This window comes from Halomonas sp. TH-94, assembly GCF_057473365.1.
Genome location: NZ_JBYCKL010000082.1, coordinates 20,783 through 38,114 on the forward strand (window position 1 = coordinate 20,783; position 17,332 = coordinate 38,114).

The following is a 17,332-nucleotide window of genomic DNA, read 5'->3' on the forward strand; positions in this document are numbered from 1 at the left end:
ACGAGCATGACCCCACGTCACCACGTCCATGCCCATGCCCATGCCCGACGTCGTCACATCACCTGTCTGGGCGCGCTATTGGCACTCAGCCTGCCGCTGCAGATCCTGGCCGATGCCCAAACGCACACGTCACCCCACCCGTCGAGGCTATCGGAATTGTGGCTCGAGCAACCGACGCAGCCCGCCGCAGTCGCTTACGCTTACTATTGGCTTGAAGCGCACCGCGAGCCTCACCGGCAGCAGGGGCTGCGGCTGATCGAAGAATTGGCAACCCTCAGCGATTGGCATGCCCTGGCCGGGAGAAAGAGCCTTGCGCGGGGCGCGCTCGAGTGGCAGCAAACCATCGTCGGCCTGCAGGACAAAGCCGGCCGCACGCCGGCTCGCGCCGACCTGGCCTCGCTACTCGCCTCTCCTCGACACGATCCCACTCTGGCGTCGCTGGCTGACGCGGGTTACTGCAGCGTACCCGACTGGGTCGAAGTCTGGCATTTCGACGGTGTGAGCCGTCAACGCTGGAAACCCGGCCTTGGGTTGAGAGGATTGTTGCGCAGCCTACCCAGCGGACATTGGTCCATGGCGGACGAGGCCTGGGTAATTGCGCCCCTGGGCGCCCCCCGCCGTATTGGTGTAGCCGCCTGGAATGCGGGCAATTCCGCTCTCGTGCCGGGCAGTCGTATCGTGCTGGCGCTGCCCGGTTCCACTCAGGAAGCCGACTGGGTCAACCGCAACCTGCCCGCCTACCTGGCGACCCGGTTACCGAGCGATACCTGCCAATCGATAACCCTGGCAGACAGGGAGCCAATGGCCAAGGGGGAAGCTGCTCGATGAAGCGGACTTCCACTTCCACACTACGTTTGTCGGCCCTCGCTTTCGCTGTCACCTCTTCACTCACCTGTGCCATGGCCGACACGTCAGCGTCTCGCCTGGGCATGGGTCAGGGTGACTTTGGCGGCGTAGGGCTGATGCAGACTCCCTCTGCCCGAATGGCGCCATTGGGCGGCTTTGCCTTTTCGCTTTCACGCACCGCGCCTTACCGCCGCTACAACCTCTTCTTTCAGCCTACCGACTGGCTCGAAGCCGGCTTTCGCTACGTCGAAGTGGAAAATCGCCAGTACCTTGCCGCCATCGGGGATCGTAACAACCTGGACAAGGGGATCGACCTTAAGCTGCGGCTACGAGAGGAGAGCCGCTCTTGGCCACAGGTTGCGGTCGGCGCGCGCGACATCGGCGGCACCGGCCTGTTTGCTGGCGAATACCTCGTCGCCAGCAAGCGCTGGCACGACTTCGACTTCACCCTGGGTATCGGCTGGGGCTATCTGGGGAATCAAGAGGATTTCACCAACCCGCTGAGCCGGCTCGACGATCGCTTCGAGCGCCGTTCCGGATTCACCTCGGGAGGCGACGGCGGCAGCGTGAATCTGGGAAGTCTGTTCAGCGGACGCAGCGCCATGTTCGGCGGGATAGAGTACCAGACCCCCTGGCGCCCACTGGTGCTCCAGTTGGAGCTGGAAGGCAACGATTACCAGCGCGAACCCCAGCGCAACCATCAGCAGCAGGACTCACGAGTAAACCTCGGGGCTCGCCTGCGCCTGTCGGACACCATCGAACTCAAGGCCGGCTGGCAGCGCGGCAATACCGCCATGCTCGGCATCAGCTTCAGCACCAACCTTGCCACCGTTTCGCAAGTGAAGCGTGACCCACCCCCGGTCGAACTCGGCGAACCGCCTGCCGAACATAGCGATGATTGGAGCGGGCTCAGTCGCGAACTGGACGCCAATGCAGGCGTGGGCGTCTATCGCATCTACCAGTCGGGCAGCAGCCTCGTCATTGAAGGCGAACCCACGCGCTACCCATCGCTCGCCGAAAGCGAATATCGTGCCGGACGTCTGTTGCACAATCACCTCGACAGTGATGTGGACACCTTCCGCTTTCGCTGGCACGAGCGGGGCATGCCCCTGCGCGAGAGCGTTCACGACCGCCACGCCATGGCCGCTGCAGCCACGTCGAGCGCCCAAGCCAACCGATACCGTCACGGTATCTATGCTCATGTCGGCCAGCAGCCCGCGCCACAAAGCGTGCTGCACGAGACATCCTCAAGGGCATTCTCGTATAGCCTCGAGCCCCAGCTGGAGCAGAACTTCGGTGGCCCCGACGGCTATCTCTATCGCCTCTCGGCCAACCTGGACAGCGAATACCGGCTGGGCCGCAACGACTGGCTGTCGGCCACGCTGACCTACACGGTAGACGACAACCTGGGGAAGTATCGCTATATCGGCCCTTCAGACCTGCCGAGGGTACGCACTCATATCGGCGACTACCTGGCGGAAACCGATATCGGCATCTCCAACCTGCAGTACACGCACACCTCCCAGTTGGGTGACGACTGGTTCGTCATGGGCTACGGGGGCCTGCTCGAAACGATGTTCGCCGGTGCGGGGGGTGAAATTCTCTACCGCCCCTTCAACAGTGACGTGGCCCTGGGGCTCGACGTGAACTGGGTCAGGCAGCGAGACTTCGATCAGCGATTCGAGATGCTCGACTACAGCACCTGGACGGGCCACCTGACCGGCTACTGGCAGACGGATGTCGAAGATGTGCTGCTGAAAGCCAGCATCGGCCGCTATCTGGCAGGCGATATCGGCGTCACCTTCGATGTTTCCAGGGAGTTCGATTCCGGCATACGCCTGGGCGGCTGGGCTACCTTCACCGATGCAGGCAGCGACTTCGGCGAAGGTAGCTTCGACAAAGGGATCTATCTCTCATTGCCATTGGACGCTTTCTTCGTGCGCTCCACCCGACAACGCGCCCAGGTGGCCTGGCGTCCGCTAACACGGGATGGCGGCGCCCAGTTGGCGAGGCGTCAGACACTCTTCGATCTCACCGAAGAGCGCAGCATGGGCCGCTATTGGGATGAGCACGCCGAGCTGATGCGTTGACTGCAGACATGCCAGGGTGAGCGGCGCACATAAACGACGAAGCCACCGCCCAGACGACGGTGGCTGCATGCAAGTTAACGGTATAAATGTGGGAACGGACGTCAGCCGCGATTCAGCCGCGATAGTAGCCTGGCGTCACGAAGGGCATCCGGCTCACCACCATGGGAAGCCGCTTGCCACGAACCTCGGCTTCGACAATGGTGCCAAGCTCGGCATACGCAATATCGACGTAGCCCATGGCGACCGGCTTGCCCACGCTGGGGCCAAAGCCTCCCGAGGTCACCTTGCCGATATGCCGGCCATCCTCGCCATAAAGCTCGGCCCCCTCTCGCACGGGAGCGCGCCCCTCACCCAGCAGGCCGACACGCTTGCGGCGGTGATCCTTGGCATCGACCTGATGCAGTATCACATCCGCCCCCGGGAACCCCGCCGAGCGTTCGCCGCCATGTCGACGGTCCTTGCCGATGGCCCATATCAGTCCCGCTTCCACCGGCGTGGTTTCGATATCGATGTCGTGACCGTAGAGACAAAGCCCTGCCTCGAGGCGCAGCGAGTCGCGGGCGCCCAGGCCTATCGCTTCCACTTCTTCCTCGGCCAGCAGCCGGCGAGCCAACCCTTCGGCCTCGTCGGCAGGCACTGAAATCTCGAAGCCATCTTCACCGGTGTAGCCGCTACGGCTGATCCAGACGGCAACGCCGGCCATGGTAAAGCGGCCCTGCTGCATGAATACCATTTCGCAGGCTTCCGGGCAGTGTCGGCGCATCACCTCCACGGCCTTGGGCCCCTGCAGTGCGAGCAGTGCGCGGTCCAGCACCTCGACGTGATGGTCGTCGTCTAGCCCCATTTCCAGCAAGGCTACGTCCTGGTCCTTGCATGCCGCATTGACCACCAGATACAGCGTGCCGTCGCCCGGGTTGGCCACCATCAGATCGTCGAGAATGCCTCCCTCCCGACCAGTGAAGAGCGCATAGCGCTGCATGCCTGGTGCCAGACCGACGATATCGGCACAGACCAGCGTTTCCAGCGCCTCGGCCGGCCGGGGCCCACGCAGCAGGAGCTGCCCCATGTGAGAGACATCGAACAGACCGCAGGCGCTGCGAGTGTGCTCGTGCTCCTTTTTCACCCCCAGCGGGAACTGCACCGGCATGTCGTAGCTGGCAAAGGGCACCATTTTTCCACCCAGTTCAAGGTGAAGGTCATACAGCGGAGTCCGCTTGAGATCGCTCATGGAGTTTCCTCGTGAGAGTGTGAGGCAAGGGGCCGGCCGGAGAGCGGTAAGGCGACACCGTGTCGCCTCACCGCTTGCCATCATTACGCCTTGTGGTCGAGATCCTCGCCCGGCAGCACCTCTTTGCCATCGAAGTAATCCCGTGTGACCTTGAACACCACCGGCGAGAGGAGGGCCAGCGCGATCAGGTTGGGAATCGCCATCAGGGCATTGAAGGTATCGGCCATCAGCCAGATGAAACCGAGCTGCGCCATGGCGCCCAGCGGGATCGCCAGCACGAACAGCACCCGATAGAGCATGATCGAACGGGTACCGAACAGGAACTGGAAGCACTTCTCGCCGTAGAAGGACCAGCCAAGAATGGTGGTGAAGGCGAATACCGCCAGGGCCAGCGACACGATCTGATTGCCCCAGCCGGGCAGCGCAGCGTCGAACGACAGCGCCGTCAAGGATGCACCGGCCTCACCCTCGATCCATACCGTAGAGGTCAGGATGACCAGCGCGGTAATGGTGCAGACGATGATGGTATCGATGAAGGTACCGAGCATGGCGATCATGCCCTGACGCACCGGGTTGCGTGTCTTGGCGGCAGCATGGGCGATAGGCGCACTGCCGAGTCCCGCCTCGTTGGAAAAGATGCCGCGCGCCACACCGAAGCGAATGGCGGCCATGACCGCCGCGCCGGCAAAGCCCCCTGCAGCCGCATGGGGATTGAACGCGTAATAGAAGATCATGCTGAAGGCTTCGCCGATCTGTCCGGCGTTGACCACCAGCACCACGAGGCCAGCCGCCACATAGGCAATCCCCATGATCGGCACCAGCTTGCCCGCCACCTTGGCGATACGCTTGATGCCCCCCAGGATCACGGCGCCAGCCATAACCATGATGACCACGCCGGTCAGCCAGTGCGGGATGCCGAAGGTGGAGTCGAGCGCATCGGCGACCGAATTCGATTGCACGGTGTTGCCGATACCGAATGCCGCCACCGCCCCGAAGAAGGCAAAGGCGCCACCGAGCCACAGCCACTTCTTGCCCAAACCGTTCTTGATGTAGAACATCGGACCACCGACGTGATAGCCCGTACTGTCTGTCTCACGGTAGCGAACGGCGAGAACGGCTTCGGCAAACTTCGTTGCCATGCCGACCAGCGCCGTGATCCACATCCAGAAAATGGCGCCAGGGCCGCCGAGCGCAATGGCCGTTGCCACACCGGCAATATTACCGGTACCGATAGTGGCCGAGAGCGCCGTCATCAAGGCATTGAACGGAGAGATCTCCCCTTCGTCCTCCGCTTTCTTCGCTTCGCCCGGCACGGGCTTGCCTTCACGCCCCTGCCACATCAGCTTGAAGCCGGTGCCCAACTTGCGGATGGGCATCAGCTTCAGTCCGATCTGCAGGTACAAACCCACCCCCAGCAGCAGTATCAACATCAACGGTCCCCAGACCACACCGTTGATGGCGTCGAATATCGCTGTCAAAGTTTCCACGAACGCTTCCCTCTGTTGTATGGAGTGTTATCAAGGCATCTCACCGCGCTCAGGACGTTCCCCCGAAGGATCCATGCGGTGAGACGGCGTACCTTAGCGGAAACCGCCAGGATTACACCAGCGCGCCGAAATGACTACTGTGTCCTGATCGTCAACGCTTCGCGGTCAATAGAGTACCGCTTGTTTCGTATCGGAAACAACGCCAAACCTCTCACACCCCATCGCGCCATACCGATTCGACCAACGGCCCCGCCACAGCCTGGACATAGCGTAGTGAGGGCTGCCAAGACTGTCGAATCGCCGCATACCCCTGGCATGAGCGGGGCGTTGGTTGCAGGACTGGACGTTCAGGGCAGTTGACGCCACGCTAACACTGCGTAGCGTCTAGCCGCGGGTGGTGAGCAAAACCTTCGGACTCGCCAAACGGCGACAATGGCGTTAGCATTCCCCTGTTCAGAAAACCTTTTTCTTATAGGAAATCATCATGAGCTCGATTCCTGCCAACCTGCGCTACAACGACAGCCACGAGTGGGTGCTGGACAATGGCGACGGTACCGTCACCATCGGCATTACCGACCATGCCCAGGAAGCCCTGGGAGATGTGGTGTTCGTCGAGCTGCCCGAAGTGGGGCGCAACCTGGCGAAGGGCGAGGAGTTCGGTGTGATCGAATCGGTCAAGGCCGCCTCGGACCTATACGCGCCGCTGGCCGGTGAAATCGTCGAGGTCAACGAGACTCTCGAAGATGCGCCCGAAACCGTCAACGAAGCGCCCTATGAGGGCGGCTGGATCATGAAGGTGCGCGTCGAGGACAAGACAGCCATCGAAGCTCTGCTCGATGCCGAGGCTTACCAAGCCGTGGTCGACAGCGACGCCTGATAGCGACACGTAGAGGCTCCCGGCCATGCGGCCGGGCTTTTTCCCTTGCCGGCACTTACCTATCACCTACAGGGTTCTCCATGGTTAACGACAACCGCCGCCTGGCCGACCTGGCCGATCATGACGCCTTCATCCGTCGCCATAACGGCCCCGGAGCCGAAGATGTTGCCGCCATGCTGGCGGCGCTGGACATGGACAGCCTCGACACACTCATCGAGCGCACGGTGCCGGCAGACATCCGCCTCGGGCGCGAGCTGGACCTCGACCCACCGCGCAGCGAAGCCGAGGCGCTGGACTACCTGAAGCGACTGGCCAGGCAGAACAAGGTCTTCAAGACGTTCATCGGCCAGGGCTATTACAACACTCACGTGCCGGCCGTGATCCAGCGCAACGTGCTGGAGAATCCGGGCTGGTACACCGCCTACACCCCCTATCAGCCCGAGATCGCCCAGGGCCGCCTGGAAGGCCTGCTCAATTTCCAGCAGATGGTGATGGATCTCACCGGCATGGAGCTGGCCAACGCGTCCCTGCTCGACGAGGCCACGGCTGCCGCTGAAGCCATGGCGCTGTGTCAGCGATCCAACAAGAAGTCGAAGAGCAACGCCTTCTTCGTGGCCGATGACGTCCTGCCGCAAACGCTGGATGTCGTGCGCACGCGCGCCCACTACTTCGGCTTCGAGCTGATCGTCGGTCCGGCTGAGAGCTTGGCCGAGCATGACGTCTTCGGTGCGCTGCTGCAGTATCCCGGCGAGAGCGGCCGTGTGCACGACCTGGCCCCGCTGCTGGTAGCCGCCCGCGAACGCAACGTAATGACCTGCGTGGCCGCCGACATCATGAGCCTGGTGCTGCTGAAAGAGCCGGGCGCGCTCGGTGCCGATATCGTCGTCGGCAACACTCAGCGCTTCGGCGTGCCGATGGGCTACGGCGGCCCGCATGCCGCCTACTTCGCCACCACCGACCAGCTCAAGCGCTCGATTCCAGGACGTATCATCGGCGTCTCGCGGGATGCCCGGGGCAACACCGCCCTGCGCATGGCCATGCAGACCCGCGAACAGCACATCCGTCGCGAGAAGGCGACCTCCAACATCTGTACCGCCCAGGCGCTGCTGGCCAACATCGCCGGCTTCTACACCGTCTATCACGGTGCCGAGGGCCTGACCACCATCGCCACCCGAATCCATCGCCTGACCACCATCCTGGCCGAAGGGATGAAGGAAAAAGGCGTGCGCCTGGTGCACGACACCTGGTTCGACACCCTTCGCCTGACCGGCGTCGACGCAGGCAAGATCCACGGCCGGGCGATGACCCACGAGATCAACCTGCGCTACTTCGAAGGCGGCGACATCGGCGTGAGCCTCGACGAGACCACTACCGCCCACGACCTTGACGTACTGTTCGACGTACTGCTCGGCGAAGAACACGGTCTTTCCATCACCACGCTGGATGAGCGCATTGCCACCCAGGGCCTCAGCGGCATCCCGGCCGGCAGTCGTCGTGAATCGGAATTCCTGTCGCACCCGAACTTCAAGCGGTACCGCAGTGAAACCGAGATGCTGCGCTACCTCAAGCGCCTCGAGAACAAGGATCTCTCGCTCACTCATGCCATGATCCCGCTGGGGTCATGCACCATGAAGCTGAACGCCACCAGCGAGATGATCCCGATCACCTGGCCCGAATTCGGTCAGTTGCACCCCTTCGTGCCTCAGGAGCAGGCGGTCGGCTACAAGCAGATGATCGACGAGCTGGCGGCCTTCCTGGTCGAGGTCACCGGCTACGACCATATCTCGATGCAGCCCAACTCAGGAGCCCAGGGGGAGTATGCCGGCCTGGTGGCCATTCGCCGTTACCAGGAGGCTCAGGGAGACGGTCATCGCGATGTGTGTCTGATACCCAGCTCCGCCCACGGCACCAACCCCGCCTCCGCCGCCATGGCGCAGATGAAGGTGGTAGTGGTGGAGTGCGACAGCAACGGCAATATCGATCTCGAGGACCTGCGCACCAAGGCCGAGCAGCACAGCGAAGCCCTGTCTGCGATCATGCTCACCTACCCCTCGACCCACGGCGTGTTCGAGGAGGGTATCCGCGAGGCCTGCGACATCGTCCATCGCCATGGCGGCCAGGTCTACATCGACGGCGCCAACATGAACGCCCAGGTCGGCCTGTGTCGGCCCGGCGACTTCGGCGGCGACGTCAGCCACCTGAACCTGCACAAGACCTTCTGCATCCCTCACGGCGGCGGCGGTCCGGGCATGGGCCCGATCGGCGTCAAGGCGCACCTGGCACCCTACGTCTCCAACCACGTGGTGACCCCCATCGCCGGTGTGAAAGAGCACTGCGGAGCCGTCTCCGCGGCGGCCTATGGCAGCGCCTCGATCCTGCCGATCTCCTGGGCCTACATCAAGATGATGGGTGCGCGCGGTCTGCGCCAGGCGACCGAGCTGGCCATTCTCAACGCCAACTACGTAGCCAAGCGGCTCGAGCAGCACTACCCGGTGCTCTACCGCGGTGTCAACGGCACCGTGGCCCACGAGTGCATCATCGACATACGTCCGCTCAAGGCGGCATCCGGCATCAGCGAGGAGGACATCGCCAAGCGCCTGATGGACTACGGCTTCCATGCACCGACCATGTCCTTCCCGGTGCCCGGCACGCTGATGGTGGAACCCACCGAGTCGGAGTCGCGCTACGAGATCGACCGCTTCTGCGACGCCATGATCGCCATCCGCGAGGAGATGGCCCGGGTCGAAAGCGGCGAGTGGCCGGCCGACGACAACCCGCTGGTGAACGCGCCGCACACCATGGCCGATGTGATGGATCCGGCCTGGGATCGTCCCTACTCCCGCGAAATCGGCGCCTTCCCCTCGCAGGCGGTCAAGGCAGCCAAGTACTGGCCGGCGGTCAACCGCGTCGATAACGTATTCGGCGACCGTCAGCTGATCTGCTCCTGCCCCAGCATCGACGAGTATCGCGACTGATACTGGCCGGACCTTGTGCCAATGAAACGGCCCGCCGAATGGCGGGCCGTTTCATTTTCATCATCGGCTGAGCCGTTACGTCAGCGGTGGGATCTCGCCAAAATCACCATACCCGAAGCGCTCGCGCATGCGCTGCTCACGAAAGCCATCGAGCAAGCGAACATAGCGGCGCGGTATCGTCGTGCCCGTACGGCTCACCAGATGCAGCGTTTCGTGCTCGGTCACCGCGAGATCCAGCTCCTTGACCTGGCGCTGCCAGGGGGAGGTTTCAAGCACCAGCCGTGATACGACGGTAAAGCCCAGCCCGCGAGCCACCGCGTCCAGCACCATGCCCACCTCATTGGTGAAGCCCTGGCGCCGAAACTGGCTCATGGAGCGGAACTCGCCCGGGAAGTTGCTGCGCAGTAGCGCTCCGGCATGGCTGACACCGTCGGAGTAGTTGATGAAGCCGATACCCACCAGTTCGGCGAGCGTGGTCCCGGCAAAATCGGCCGGCACCACCAGGCACAGCGGCTCCTGATGCCACAGGCTGCAGTTCAGTTCAGGGTGGCGAATGGGCTCGGTGACGATACCAAGATCATGGCGGCCGGCCAGCACATCGGAGACGATCTCATGACTGAAGGCGAAGTTGTAGCTCACCGTCAGACCCGGCGACATCTGCTGCTGACCGAGTATGTAGGGGTAGAACATCAGCCCCACACTGCCAGGTGACGCTATGCGACACTCGCCGGTGTCCAGCGCATCGTCATCCAGCGAGTGGCGGAACTGCTCGTGTTCGGCAAACAGTCTCAAGCCGTAGTCGTACGCCCGCCTACCGGCCTCGGTCAGGGTAAAACGTCGCCCCTGGCGCTCCAGCAAAAGTTTGCCGAGATACTGTTCGAGCTTGCGCACATGCTGGCTGACGCCGGGCTGGGTCATATCCAGATGACGCGCAGTCCGTGTGAAGCTGCCTGTTTCGACCAGGGTGATGAAGGTACGAAAATACAGTGCGTTGAACATGAGAATCGCTTGCAGAATAGGCCGAGACCGGAAGCCCTCATCTTACCACCCAAGCCCTGGCCACGCAGCGCTGCGCCATTTCAACCGGCGTGATAGCATCCAGAGACAACATATTGAAAGACGTATGACTCCCTGGCCGAGCATGCACCGCGCCGTGCCGGTAGTTTTGGTCAGGGATGCAAGTCGACACCACAAGGATCGTTTCATGCCAGATACCATTTCCGCCATCGTCTCACCGCTGCGAAGCCTGGAAGTTCTCTCGCAGCATGAGGTCAATCGCTTGCGCGACACCTCCAAGGCCGGCTTGCACGACCTGCTGCGGCGCTGCGCGCTGGCCGTGCTCAGCTCCGGCAACATGACAGATGACAGCCTGGTACTGATGGAGACCTATCACGACTTCGATATCGAGGTCATCCAGCAGGACCGCGGCATACGTCTCAAGCTCAGTAACGCCCCCGCCCAGGCTTTCGTCGATGGCAAGATGATTCGTGGCATTCGCGAGCACCTCTCCTCGGTGCTGCGCGATATCGTCTATGTCTACAACGAGATCCAGCAGCATCGTCGCTTCGATCTCACCACCGGGGAGGGCACCACCAACGCGGTGTTCCACATCCTGCGCAAGGCCGGTACGCTGAAGCCCGGGCGCGACCCCGGAATCGTGGTGTGCTGGGGCGGCCACTCCATCACTCGCGAAGAGTACGAATACACCAAGGACGTGGGCTACCACCTGGGCCTGCGCGAGTTGGACATCTGCACCGGCTGCGGCCCCGGCGCGATGAAAGGACCGATGAAGGGGGCCAACCTGGCGCATGCCAAGCAGCGTATCCTCGATGGCCGTTATCTGGGCATTTCAGAGCCCGGCATCATCGCCGCAGAGGCGCCCAACCCCTTGGTCAACGAGCTGGTGGTGATGCCCGACATCGAGAAGCGTCTCGAAGCCTTCGTGCGCCTCGGCCACGGCATCGTGGTCTTTCCCGGCGGCGTCGGAACCGCAGAGGAAATTCTCTATCTCCTTGGGATTCTGCTGCATCCGGACAATGCCGACATGGAGCTGCCGCTGATTTTCACCGGGCCGGCCAACTCCGCCGACTACTTTCAGCGCATCGACGAGTTCCTCGTTTACACCCTGGGCGAGTCGGTTCGAAGCAAGTATCGCATCATCGTCGACGACCCCATCGAGGTGGCACGCTGCATGCGCAAGGGCATCGATGGCGTCACCGAATTCCGCCGGGCTCAGCAGGACGCCTTTCACTACAACTGGCGTCTTACCATTGCCCGCAATTTTCAGGAGACCTTCGAGCCCACCCACGCCGCCATGGCCGGACTCGCGCTGCACCGCAACCAACCGGTTCACGAGCTTGCGGCCAATCTGCGCCGGGCGTTCTCGGGCATCGTGGCGGGTAACGTCAAGGAACAGGGCTTACGAGCCATCGAGGCGCACGGCCCCTTCCGGCTGCACGCCGAGCCGGAGCTGATGCGCCGCCTGGACGAGCTGCTCGGCTCCTTCGTAGCCCAGGGCCGCATGAAGCTGCCCGGCAGGGAATACGAGCCGTGCTATCGATTGGTATGACGGTCGTTATGACGGGCCGTTGAAACGACGCCATCATGGGGTCTTCCTACTGTGAGACGGGGCGCCACCACAGCACCACGGCATGCAACAGCAAGCCAAGGGTGGCGCCATGAGCGATCAACAGCTCCCAGCTGATCCAGGCGGTGAACAGCATGTGCCACAGCCCCATCACCGCCAGACCCACCACTAACGCCAGACCAAACCGCTTGGCCAATCGAGGCAGACGTGCGCGCTCGCGGGCATCCAGCAGGCGCCAGTTCATGATGGCCACTGCCGCCACCACCGCAATGGCGATGACGATCAGCGACAGACGATTCTCGTGACCTCCGGCGATGTATCTCGGCACGGTCGCCAGCATCAATACCAGCAGACCCGCCAGCAGGCTCAGTCGTTCGGCAGTCGGCTCGGCACTCATATCAAGCCACCTGCAACCGCTGGGTTTCGATCCACTCCTCGGCCCATGGCAGCGCGGCGTCATCGGCCATGAACGTTTCCATGGCATCGATCTCCAGCCGCTCTCCCAGCCGCGTGGCACCAAGCCCTTCGAGCATCTCGTCGAGCCGGCGCCCTGCTCCACAGAAGGTCTCGCCGTAGGAGCTGTCGCCCATGGCGATCAAACCGTAGCGGATCCCGACCAGAGACGGGCTGCGCTCATCAAGCGCGCGAGCGAAAGGGACGAAATTCCCGGGGAAATCCCCACTACCGGTGGTAGAGAGGCAGAACAGCACCAGATCGGGCCGCTCATCCGTCAGGTCCTCGAGGGTAGGCTGTTCGATGACCGCGGTCTCGTAGCCAGCCGCCTCGAACAAGGGGCTGACCTGCTCGGCGACATCGAGAGCGCCGCCATACATGGTTCCAACGAAAATCTTCAGAATTGGCATGTCGGGAATTGACCTGATCTATTCATTTGAGGCTTTTGCCAACGATAAGATGCCCCAGCTCCGCTACTACCGTGCCGGGGCATGCCACCGCTAAGCGACGCGTTGTCGCAGGCAGCAGGAAGAGTGTCCGAGTATAATACTCGGTCTCTAGTTCGAGGAGGCGGCATGCTGCAGACGCATACGTTCGAAGCCTGGATCACACCGCTGCTGATCGGCGGACTGATCGTGTTCATGGGCTTCATCATCTGGGATCTGGCCAAGAAGTCCCAGGCCGGGCGCTTCGGCACATTGATGCTGTTCGTGGTACTTGGCGCAGGCATGATGGGATATATCTTCAAGGTGGTCATCACCTGGCTCATGGAGAGCGGCGGCCTCTAGCCGTCAATCGCCCTACGCCGCCAGGGTGCCACCCTCGGGATGGCACCCTGAACCTCGCATCAGCTGGGCTGCGGGCCGTCGTAACGCTCCACCTGGCTCTTGAGCTTCTGTCCGGGCCGGAAGGTCACCACACGGCGAGCTGAAATGGGAATTTCCTCTCCCGTCTTCGGGTTACGCCCCGGCCGTTCGCGCTTGTCGCGCAGGTCGAAGTTGCCGAAGCCCGACAGCTTGACCTGCTCATTCTCGCGAAGACATGCCCGTATCTCCTCGAAGAATGCCTCTACCATGGCCTTGGCTTCCCGCTTGGTCAGCCCCAGCTCGGCATTGAGGTGTTCGGCCAGTTCCGCCTTGGTCAACGCTCCCATGTCACCTCCTTAGAGTGGCGGTCCAGCCCGCCGCCATTACTGCCTCCGGTCTCGTCTGCGCTCACCCGCGCAGTTCCGCTCCCAGATGCTGCTGCGACTCGGCGACGATGGCATCGACCAACTGATTGATTTCCTCGTCATTCAGCGTGCGTGAAGGATGCTGCCAGGTCAAGCCCAAGGCAACACTCTTACTACCTTCGGCCACCCCCTTGCCCTGATAAACGTCGAACAGCCGAAGCTCCTGGAGCCACTGTCCCGCTTTCTGCCGCACACAATCCAGCAGCGACTGTACCGAGCGCCGTTCATCCAGCAGGAAGGCCAGGTCGCGGCGCACTTCCGGATAGCGTGACAGGGGCTCGAAGGCCGGCAGGCTTCCGTGGGTCAGCGCCTCCTGGCGCACTTCGAACATGAACACTTCCGTCTTGAGGCCAAGTTCCGCCTTGACCGCCGGGTGCAGGGCGCCGATCCAACCCACGGGGTCACCGCGGAACACCACTCGCGCGCTCTGACCCGGATGCAGCGCAGGGTGCTCACCCGGCTCGAAGCGCCAGGCATCGTCTTCGCCGCCCAGGGCCATCAGGCTTTCCAGGTCGCCCTTGAGGTCGAAGAAGTCGACCCTGTCGCGATCGCCTGCCCACCCCTCCGGCGACCGGGTACCGCAGACCAGCGCACCGACCATGGGCGTCTGCTCCAGTGCATCCAGATCGCCGCGGAATACCAGCCCCGTCTCGAACAAGCGCACCCGGGTCTGCTGGCGATTGAGGTTGTACTCCAGCGCACGGATCAAGCCGGGGAACAGGCTCGCCCGCATGACCGCCAGGTCGCTGGAAATCGGGTTGGCCAGACGCGGCGACACCGCATCGGGCAACAGTGCCTGCTGCAGCTCGGGGGCAACGAAGCTGTAGGTGATTGCCTCCTGAAACCCTCGCGCCACCATTTGGCGCCGTAACCGGGCCAACGGTGTGCGCGCCTCGTTGTCGGGGCGCAGTGCCAGACGAGCCGCAGGACGCCGCACCGGCAAGCGGTTATAGCCGTGAATACGGGCGACTTCCTCGATCAGGTCTTCCTCGATGGCGATATCGAAACGCCAGCTCGGCACTCGTGCCAGCCAGCCAGCTTCGGTGGTGCTGACCGCCATTCCCAGTCGTTCGAGGATATCCTGCACCTCCTCAGAGGGCAGGGACTTGCATAACGCCTGCTCGAGCCGAGCCGCGCGCAGAGTGACCTCACGCTCGGGTGGCATATCGGCATCGCTGAAAACCTCCACCAGCGGCCCAGGCTCCCCCCCGGTAATCTCGAGCAGCAGCCCCGTGGCACGCTCCACCGCCTCGCGGGTCAAGCGCGGATCGACACCACGCTCGAAGCGGTGCGAGGCATCAGTGTGCAGCCCATAGGAGCGCGCCTGTCCGGCCACTGCCAACGGAGAGAAAAAGGCGGATTCGAGGAAAATGTCGCGCGTTGCCGGACCCACACCGGAGCTCTCGCCACCCATCACGCCGGCAATGGCCAGCGGCCCTCGCTCATCGGCGATCACCAGCGTCGAGGCACCCAGCGCGATCTGCTGGCCGTCGAGCAGCACCAGCTGCTCCCCTTCCCGTGCCAGCCGTACCACGACGGCACCATGCAGGTTGTCACGGTCGAAGGCGTGCAGCGGCTGGCCCAGTTCGAGCATGACGTAGTTGGTCACGTCGACCACCGGATCGATGGAGCGAATACCGCTACGACGCAGACGCTCTATCATCCACAGTGGAGTGGCAGCCGTGACATCGACCCCCTTGATCAGCCGGCCGATGTAACGCGGGCAGCGCTCGGCATCCTCCACGCGTACCGGAAAAGTCTCGTCATGAGTGGCCGAGACCGCCTCGATGACAGGCGCCGTCAGCGCCATACGGTTGAGCACCCCCACCTCACGCGCCAGCCCCTTGAGACTCAAGCAGTCACCGCGGTTGGGCGTCAGGTCCACCTCGACGGTGTGGTCATCGAGGCCCATCCAGGCGCGAAAATCCTCACCGACCGGTGCATCGGCGGGAAGCACCAGGATTCCCTCGGACGTCTCCTCGGCAAGCCCCAGTTCGGAGGCGGAGCAGATCATGCCGTGCGACTCGACGCCTCTCAGCTTGGCCTGCCCAATCTTGAAACCGCCGTTCTTGTCTTCGCCGGGCAACACGGCACCAACACGCGCAAACGCCACCTTCTGGCCAATCGCCACGTTGGCCGCACCGCACACGACCTGGACCTGCTCGCCGCTGCCATCGACCACCTGGCACACGTTGAGCTTGTCGGCATCGGGGTGCTGCTGCTTGCCCACGACTTCCGCCACCGCCACACCGCTGAAGGCCGCAGCGACGGGCTCGACCGCATCCACTTCGAGACCGGCCATGGTGATCTGGTCGGCCAAGTCCTGCACCCCAAGCTGCGGCGAAACCCATTCACGCAGCCACTGTTCGGAAAATTTCATGGTCAATCCTGTATTCGGCCGATGTTCGAGTCACACCTGGGCGCTTCCAGATCCACTCAGGCGAACTGACGCAGGAAGCGCAGGTCGTTGTCGAAGAACATGCGCAGGTCGTTGACGCCGTAACGCAGCATGGCGAGTCGCTCCGCGCCCATGCCGAAGGCAAAGCCCTTGTAGCGCTCGGAATCGATTCCCGAGTGACGGAAGACCTCGGGATGCACCATGCCGCAGCCCATCACTTCCAGCCAGCCGCTATGAGAGCAGACGCGACAGCCTTCGCCTGAACACATCACGCACTGGATATCGACTTCGGCGGAGGGCTCGGTGAACGGGAAGTAGGAGGGGCGGAAACGCACCGAGAGATCGTCACGCTCGAAGAAGGCGTGCAGGAAGTCCTCGATGGTGCCCTTGAGGTCGGCGAAGCTCACGTCCTCATCCACCAGCAGCCCTTCGACCTGATGAAACATCGGCGTATGGGTCAGGTCGGAGTCGCTACGGTAGACCCGCCCCGGGCAGACGATGCGGATCGGCGGCGCCTGCTCCTTCATCGTGCGCACCTGGACCGGCGAGGTATGCGTCCTCAGCAGGCGCGTGGCATCGAAATAGAAGGTGTCCGCCATGCCCCGCGCCGGGTGATGGGCGGGAATGTTGAGCGCTTCGAAATTGTGGTAGTCGTCCTCGACTTCAGGACCCACGGCGACATCGTAGCCAATGCGGCTGAACAGGCCCTCGATGCGCTCCAGGGTCAAGGTGACCGGATGAAGCCCACCGCTGGACTGGCCACGCCCCGGCAGGGTCACGTCGATGCGTTCCGCCGCCAACTGCGTCTCGAGCGCCGCCTTGGCCAACGCCTGACGGCGGCCGTCGAGCTCTTCGGCCAGGGCCTGCTTGGCCTGGTTGATGCGCTCCCCCGCTGCCGGACGCTCCTCTGCCGGCAGCTTGCCCAGGCTTTTGAGCTGGGCGGTGATCTCGCCTTTCTTGCCGAGGTAGCGCACCCGCAGCTCATCGAGCGCCGCGATGCTCTCGGCGGCCTGAATGGCCTGACGGGCCTCGGTGACCAATGTCGGTAGATGGTCCATCCGCTGAGCTCCGAATTCGTTATCCTGCAGTTGACGCGTCAGTGGCGCGCTGTAAAAAAACAGGGGAAGAGCGGCTGCTCTTCCCCTGCGACGGTCTGGCAT

Annotated in this window: 14 protein-coding genes; 6 read left to right on the forward strand and 8 right to left on the reverse strand. The window is 63.0% G+C overall.

Annotation, left to right across the window (positions count from 1 at the left end; genetic code table 11):
- Positions 1-6 precede the first annotated feature (6 nt).
- Positions 7-828 carry a capsule biosynthesis GfcC family protein gene (locus AC2VNO_RS15600; RefSeq protein WP_486934984.1) on the forward strand — a complete coding sequence of 274 codons (822 nt, stop codon included), beginning with the start codon at positions 7-9 and terminating at the stop codon, positions 826-828.
- Positions 825-2,936: a YjbH domain-containing protein gene (locus AC2VNO_RS15605; RefSeq protein WP_486934985.1), complete on the forward strand. Its 2,112-nt coding sequence runs from the start codon at positions 825-827 to the stop codon at positions 2,934-2,936. The genes AC2VNO_RS15600 and AC2VNO_RS15605 overlap by 4 nt, the downstream gene beginning before the upstream one ends.
- Positions 2,937-3,048: 112 nt before the next feature.
- Here AC2VNO_RS15605 and gcvT read toward each other — a convergent pair whose 3' ends face one another.
- Positions 3,049-4,164 (reverse strand): glycine cleavage system aminomethyltransferase GcvT, encoded by a 1,116-nt coding sequence (gcvT, locus tag AC2VNO_RS15610; RefSeq protein WP_486934986.1) that lies wholly within the window; start codon positions 4,162-4,164, stop codon positions 3,049-3,051.
- Positions 4,165-4,247: 83 nt separating this feature from the next.
- Positions 4,248-5,651, reverse strand: coding sequence for an alanine/glycine:cation symporter family protein (locus AC2VNO_RS15615; protein WP_486934987.1), 1,404 nt, complete (start codon positions 5,649-5,651; stop codon positions 4,248-4,250).
- Positions 5,652-6,135: 484 nt separating this feature from the next.
- On the opposite strand from AC2VNO_RS15615, the gene gcvH reads away from it, so the two are divergent.
- Both gcvH and gcvP read left to right on the forward strand, forming a co-directional pair.
- Positions 6,136-6,528, forward strand: a complete 393-nt coding sequence (gene gcvH / locus AC2VNO_RS15620; RefSeq protein WP_486934988.1) for a glycine cleavage system protein GcvH — start codon at positions 6,136-6,138, stop codon at positions 6,526-6,528.
- Positions 6,529-6,608: 80 nt separating this feature from the next.
- Positions 6,609-9,503: an aminomethyl-transferring glycine dehydrogenase gene (gene gcvP, locus AC2VNO_RS15625; RefSeq protein WP_486934989.1), complete on the forward strand. Its 2,895-nt coding sequence runs from the start codon at positions 6,609-6,611 to the stop codon at positions 9,501-9,503.
- A 75-nt stretch (positions 9,504-9,578) separates the two neighbouring features.
- Here gcvP and AC2VNO_RS15630 read toward each other — a convergent pair whose 3' ends face one another.
- On the reverse strand, positions 9,579-10,502 hold the full coding sequence (locus AC2VNO_RS15630; protein ID WP_486934990.1) for a LysR family transcriptional regulator: 924 nt from the start codon (positions 10,500-10,502) through the stop codon (positions 9,579-9,581).
- Between the two features lie 205 nt (positions 10,503-10,707).
- On the opposite strand from AC2VNO_RS15630, the gene ppnN reads away from it, so the two are divergent.
- Positions 10,708-12,072 (forward strand): nucleotide 5'-monophosphate nucleosidase PpnN, encoded by a 1,365-nt coding sequence (ppnN, locus tag AC2VNO_RS15635; RefSeq protein ID WP_486934991.1) that lies wholly within the window; start codon positions 10,708-10,710, stop codon positions 12,070-12,072.
- 46 nt (positions 12,073-12,118) lie between these two features.
- On the opposite strand, the gene AC2VNO_RS15640 is transcribed toward ppnN, so the two are convergent.
- Both AC2VNO_RS15640 and AC2VNO_RS15645 read right to left on the reverse strand, forming a co-directional pair.
- Positions 12,119-12,487 carry a hypothetical protein gene (locus AC2VNO_RS15640; RefSeq protein ID WP_486934992.1) on the reverse strand — a complete coding sequence of 123 codons (369 nt, stop codon included), beginning with the start codon at positions 12,485-12,487 and terminating at the stop codon, positions 12,119-12,121.
- A gap of 1 nt (position 12,488) precedes the next feature.
- A complete protein-coding gene (locus AC2VNO_RS15645; RefSeq protein ID WP_486934993.1) occupies positions 12,489-12,953 on the reverse strand; it encodes a flavodoxin domain-containing protein in 465 nt (154 codons plus the stop codon).
- 165 nt (positions 12,954-13,118) lie between these two features.
- Here AC2VNO_RS15645 and AC2VNO_RS15650 point away from each other — a divergent pair, with 165 nt between their 5' ends.
- A complete protein-coding gene (locus tag AC2VNO_RS15650; RefSeq protein WP_228573609.1) occupies positions 13,119-13,331 on the forward strand; it encodes a DUF2788 domain-containing protein in 213 nt (70 codons plus the stop codon).
- A gap of 59 nt (positions 13,332-13,390) precedes the next feature.
- Here AC2VNO_RS15650 and AC2VNO_RS15655 read toward each other — a convergent pair whose 3' ends face one another.
- The 3 genes from AC2VNO_RS15655 to pheS form a co-directional block, all read right to left on the reverse strand.
- A complete protein-coding gene (locus AC2VNO_RS15655; protein ID WP_228573608.1) occupies positions 13,391-13,696 on the reverse strand; it encodes an integration host factor subunit alpha in 306 nt (101 codons plus the stop codon).
- 61 nt (positions 13,697-13,757) lie between these two features.
- Complete coding sequence (gene pheT / locus AC2VNO_RS15660) at positions 13,758-16,154, reverse strand: phenylalanine--tRNA ligase subunit beta (protein WP_486934994.1); 2,397 nt, start codon at positions 16,152-16,154, stop codon at positions 13,758-13,760.
- Positions 16,155-16,210: 56 nt separating this feature from the next.
- Positions 16,211-17,230, reverse strand: a complete 1,020-nt coding sequence (gene pheS, locus AC2VNO_RS15665) for a phenylalanine--tRNA ligase subunit alpha (RefSeq protein WP_228573606.1) — start codon at positions 17,228-17,230, stop codon at positions 16,211-16,213.
- Between the last annotated feature and the right edge of the window lie 102 nt (positions 17,231-17,332).

What these genes read in the sequence shown, in the direction of transcription:
- gcvP (WP_486934989.1), top strand. Translation starts at nt 6,609, where the DNA reads ATGGTTAACGACAACCGCCGCCTGGCCGACCTGGCCGATCATGACGCC.
- AC2VNO_RS15630 (WP_486934990.1), bottom strand. Translation starts at nt 10,502, where the DNA reads ATGTTCAACGCACTGTATTTTCGTACCTTCATCACCCTGGTCGAAACA.
- gcvH (WP_486934988.1), top strand. Translation starts at nt 6,136, where the DNA reads ATGAGCTCGATTCCTGCCAACCTGCGCTACAACGACAGCCACGAGTGG.
- AC2VNO_RS15600 (WP_486934984.1), top strand. Translation starts at nt 7, where the DNA reads ATGACCCCACGTCACCACGTCCATGCCCATGCCCATGCCCGACGTCGT.
- AC2VNO_RS15645 (WP_486934993.1), bottom strand. Translation starts at nt 12,953, where the DNA reads ATGCCAATTCTGAAGATTTTCGTTGGAACCATGTATGGCGGCGCTCTC.
- AC2VNO_RS15640 (WP_486934992.1), bottom strand. Translation starts at nt 12,487, where the DNA reads ATGAGTGCCGAGCCGACTGCCGAACGACTGAGCCTGCTGGCGGGTCTG.
- ppnN (WP_486934991.1), top strand. Translation starts at nt 10,708, where the DNA reads ATGCCAGATACCATTTCCGCCATCGTCTCACCGCTGCGAAGCCTGGAA.
- pheS (WP_228573606.1), bottom strand. Translation starts at nt 17,230, where the DNA reads ATGGACCATCTACCGACATTGGTCACCGAGGCCCGTCAGGCCATTCAG.
- AC2VNO_RS15650 (WP_228573609.1), top strand. Translation starts at nt 13,119, where the DNA reads ATGCTGCAGACGCATACGTTCGAAGCCTGGATCACACCGCTGCTGATC.
- pheT (WP_486934994.1), bottom strand. Translation starts at nt 16,154, where the DNA reads ATGAAATTTTCCGAACAGTGGCTGCGTGAATGGGTTTCGCCGCAGCTT.
- AC2VNO_RS15655 (WP_228573608.1), bottom strand. Translation starts at nt 13,696, where the DNA reads ATGGGAGCGTTGACCAAGGCGGAACTGGCCGAACACCTCAATGCCGAG.
- gcvT (WP_486934986.1), bottom strand. Translation starts at nt 4,164, where the DNA reads ATGAGCGATCTCAAGCGGACTCCGCTGTATGACCTTCACCTTGAACTG.
- AC2VNO_RS15605 (WP_486934985.1), top strand. Translation starts at nt 825, where the DNA reads ATGAAGCGGACTTCCACTTCCACACTACGTTTGTCGGCCCTCGCTTTC.